Origin of the sequence: Psychrobacter sp. ENNN9_III (assembly GCF_001462175.1) — a bacterium.
In the GTDB taxonomy this organism is placed as follows: domain Bacteria; phylum Pseudomonadota; class Gammaproteobacteria; order Pseudomonadales; family Moraxellaceae; genus Psychrobacter.
Window position 1 is genome coordinate 1 of record NZ_LNUO01000134.1, and the last position, 4366, is coordinate 4366.

A 4366-nucleotide genomic window follows, 5' to 3' on the forward strand; every position below is an offset into this window, starting at 1 on the left:
ATGGTTTCTTTGATAGTTTCTTTAGCTTATTTTGATAAGTCGCGTCCACGGCTAGCTTCGATAGCCAAACGCAACCCATTTAGACGGATAAAGCCTTCTGCATCTTTTTGATCGTAGGCACCAGCATCATCCTCAAAAGTTGCGATTTTCTCATCAAATAATGAATCATCAGACTTACGACCAACGACACTCACCGCACCTTTATATAGCTTTACACGTACCGTACCATTGACATACTCTTGTGATTTGTCAATCAACGCTTGTAGCATCATACGCTCAGGACTGAACCAATAGCCGTTGTAGATGATTTTTGCATAGCGTGGCATTAGCTCATCTTTTAGATGTGCAGCTTCACGATCTAGCGTCAACGACTCAATACCGCGATGCGCTTTTAGCATGATCGTGCCAGCTGGCGTCTCGTAACAACCACGTGATTTCATGCCAACGTAGCGGTTTTCTACAATATCCAAACGTCCAATGCCATGCTTACCACCAATCTCGTTTAGCTTAATCATGACTTCGTAAGGCTTAAGGGCCTCACCATCGATAGCAACGATATCACCTTTTTCATACTCTAGTTCTAAATACTGCGGCGCGTCAGGCGCTTCTTCTGGGCTCACTGACCAGCGCCACATATCATCTTCTGCTTCTGTATACGGCTCTTCTAACACACCGCCTTCATAAGAGATGTGCAAAAGGTTGGCATCCATCGAGTATGGTGACTTTGTCTTTTGGTTGGCATAGTCGATTGCGATGTCATGCTCTTCGGCGTACTTCATCAAGCTCTCACGGCTAGATAAATCCCACTCGCGCCACGGTGCAATGGTTACCACATCTGGAGACAAAGCAACTGCACCAAGCTCAAAACGTACTTGGTCATTACCTTTACCAGTCGCACCATGACTGATCGCATCAGCATTGTGTTCTTTGGCAATTTCAACCAAACGCTTGGCAATCAATGGTCGCGCAATAGAGGTACCTAGCAGGTACTCACCTTCATAGATAGCGTTGGCACGAAACATGGGGAACACATAGTCACGAGCAAACTCTTCACGCAAGTCTTCGATATAAATGTTTTTGATACCCATCGCTTCAGCTTTGGCACGTGCTGGTTCAACTTCCTCACCTTGACCGATGTCAGCAGTAAAAGTAATCACTTCAGCATCATAAGTTTCTTGCAGCCATTTAGCGATAATTGAGGTATCAAGGCCACCTGAATATGCTAATACGATTTTATTGATATTTTTTGGATCAAGCTGAGCCATGAACAACTCCTAATATAAGAATTTAGTTATCAGAAAAAATACTGATAATGAATCGAAGATTAAATTGCCTACTCAGTGTACATCATATTCACAATTGGCAAAAGGATAACGGCTTTGTAGATGATGATTTATCGAATATATCTACCATATATACTAGTAACGTTAATGCGTATAGAAAAAGCTGGCGCGTATGAAAAATTTCCCTCTTATTAATAGCAGATTAGGTAGTTATATTTGGGCATATATTTAGTCCAGCGGTCAAATCTGCTATGATGGTTAAGGTTTATACCTCGCTATAAATAAACACAGTGACGAATAAGCAGCGTTATGTAGAACAAGCCATTTGGTCGTAATTTTTTACAATTAAGATACTAGATCAAAAACCTTCGCCCAAATCAAAATGGCCTCGTTGCAGCGTTTATAGCTTAGTATAGTTTACTACCCTCTTTTTTCACTACCTCAAGACATAGAACACTATGACTCAAACTACTGATTCCATTAAAGAGTTAACCATCCTTCAGCCTGATGATTGGCATATTCATTTACGTGATGATAAAGCACTAGCGACCACTGTCAAACATGCAGCAGCAAGTTTTAATCGCGTTATTTGCATGCCAAACTTGGTACCACCAGTCAAAAACGTAGATGATGCTCGTGCTTATCGTGAGCGCATTTTACAACACCTGCAAGCCAGTGATTTAGACGCTGAGCGCAAAGCTGCCTTTGATCCGCGAATGACTTTATATCTAACCAATCAAACCACTGCAAAAGATATTGAGCTGGCTGCACAGTCTGGTTTCGTACAAGCGGTTAAGCTTTATCCAGCAGGAGCCACAACCAACTCTGCTGATGGTGTAACTGACATCAATGCTTGCGTTAATGTGTTTGAAGCCATGGAAAAGTACAATCTGCCGCTGCTATTGCATGGTGAAGTGACACACGATCATGTCGACATCTTTGATCGCGAAAAGCGATTTTTGGATGAGGTGCTTGGACAGATTATTGCCAAATTTCCTACTCTTAGGATTGTGATGGAGCATATTACCACTAGTGACGCGGCTGACTTTGTCTTGGCACAAGGCAATCAGGTGGCAGCTACGATTACCCCGCAGCATCTAATGTTCAACCGTAACCATTTGCTACTTGGCGGTATCAAGCCACACTTCTACTGTTTGCCTATCCTAAAACGCAAACAACATCAAGAAGTACTGCTCAATGTGGCTACTAGTGGCAGTCCAAAGTTCTTTTTGGGCACAGACTCAGCGCCACACGCCACAGACAAAAAAGAAGCTGCTTGTGGCTGCGCAGGCTGTTATAGCTCGTCAATAGCCTTGCCTTTATACGCTACTGCATTTGATAGTATTGGCAAAATTGACAAATTAGAAGGCTTTGCCAGTCGTTTTGGCGCTCAATTTTATGGACTGCCAGTCAACGAAAACACTGTTACTCTGACAAATAATCCTATGCAAGTGCCGGCAGGTTACCCTTATTTTGATGGACAAACGCTTACCCCACTCATGGCTGGTGAGATACTACCATGGTCTATCAAAGCTTAAACCGTGCTTAAACACCCTTAATGCGACCGAGATGCTGTGAGTGTTTCATTGCTACTACATTAGTAGTATTGGATACTCACAGCATATCAGTGCATTTATATCATCGATAAAAGTGACTTAACTTAATATGACCATTCAAAACGACGCTCCCTTGTCTAATGATGATTCATTACACATTCAAACTAGCAGTCCTAAATCTAATAATAAAGGCATAGATTTGCCTACCGATTCTGATGCTAACCAAACCTATGAGGAGACTGAGCAAGATTCGGCTCCAATGACTATGAAAGAGCGCTTTCGTAAGTTTATACCCGTCATTGTAGATGTAGAGACAGCAGGTTTTAATGCACAAACTGATGCATTGCTTGAGATTGCTTGTATTCCAATCTTATTAAACCAGGATGGCGTATTTTATCCAGGAGAAGCGCTTAACGCTCATATTGAGCCTTTTGAAGGTGCCAATTTAGAGCCGAGATCATTGGCATTTACTGGTATTGATCCCAACAATCCTATGCGTAAAGCGATTGCAGAAGATGAAAAAACCGCCTTACGCCGTATATTCAAAAGTTTAAAAGAAGTGCGCCGCGCCGAAGATTGCCGTCAATGCGTGCTAGTCGGTCACAATGCTCATTTTGACTTGGCATTCTTGAATGCTGCAGTCATGCGTACCAATAGCAAAAATCACAATCCGTTTCATCAGTTCTCAGTATTTGACACGGTTACTTTATCAGCTTTAGCTTTTGGTCAGACAGTACTTGCACGTGCTTGTAAAGCCGCAGGACTTGAGTTTGACGGCAATCATGCTCACTCAGCGCTCTATGATACCCAAAAGACTGCTGAGTTATTTTGTCATATTCTAAACCATTACCCTATGTTGCCTAATGCTTTACATACTGAGCAAACAGAGGTAGAGTTGAATGACAACGACGACGAATAAACAGTAGCGACAGTAGCGGATGGTTATTATTACATTTATTGGTCATTAAGTTGGTTTTAGTATTTAAATAACTTTACCATCTTGATTTTATAATCAATAAGAAGATGACTGTTGAAACCATAGTAAATAATAAAAAAGATAGCTGTCTATTAAAGTTCATGTACTCTACTGCATAAATGCAATTGATAGCTCACTTCTCTTCTATGGTTTCTAGCTATATCAACACAGTAATTTTCTGTAGATGATCTGAGTTGCTCATATCCTATATCACGTACATAATGCGCTATATAGGTAAGACGGAGGGACTTTACAATGGATCCACAATTTAAATTATGGGCTACCATTCTTGGCTATATGTTACTGGCCGTGACTATCAGTGCTTGCACTTCTCTATGGATTCGCCATCATTTAAAGAGTAAAGACTTGCATCCCCGCCGCGCTATCAAAAAAAGGTATTTAATTTTAAAAAGACGAAGAAAAAGGCTTGACACAAAGCGTAGACGCCATTAGAATGTGCACCACTTCAGCATAAACGGTGAAAGCAGCTGAAGGTGTAGTACCTAGTCCCCATCGTCTAGAGGCCTAGGACACCGCCCTTTCACGGCGGT

3 protein-coding genes are annotated in these 4366 nt (G+C 41.7%); 2 read left to right on the top strand and 1 reads right to left on the bottom strand.

Features of this window, described 5'->3' with window-relative positions; genetic code table 11:
- Positions 1-26 precede the first annotated feature (26 nt).
- Entirely contained in the window at positions 27-1265 is a 1239-nt protein-coding gene (locus PENNN9_RS08125; protein ID WP_058369198.1) for an argininosuccinate synthase, read from the bottom strand.
- A 476-nt stretch (positions 1266-1741) separates the two neighbouring features.
- Here PENNN9_RS08125 and pyrC point away from each other — a divergent pair, with 476 nt between their 5' ends.
- Both pyrC and rnt read left to right on the top strand, forming a co-directional pair.
- Entirely contained in the window at positions 1742-2821 is a 1080-nt protein-coding gene (pyrC, locus tag PENNN9_RS08130; protein ID WP_058369199.1) for a dihydroorotase, read from the top strand.
- Between the two features lie 277 nt (positions 2822-3098).
- Positions 3099-3758, top strand: a complete 660-nt coding sequence (rnt, locus tag PENNN9_RS08135) for a ribonuclease T (RefSeq protein WP_227511765.1) — start codon at positions 3099-3101, stop codon at positions 3756-3758.
- Positions 3759-4366: the final 608 nt, after the last annotated feature.

Coding starts and splice junctions, on each gene's coding strand:
- PENNN9_RS08125 (WP_058369198.1), bottom strand. CDS start 1,265: ATGGCTCAGCTTGATCCAAAAAATATCAATAAAATCGTATTAGCATAT.
- pyrC (WP_058369199.1), top strand. CDS start 1,742: ATGACTCAAACTACTGATTCCATTAAAGAGTTAACCATCCTTCAGCCT.
- rnt (WP_227511765.1), top strand. CDS start 3,099: ATGACTATGAAAGAGCGCTTTCGTAAGTTTATACCCGTCATTGTAGAT.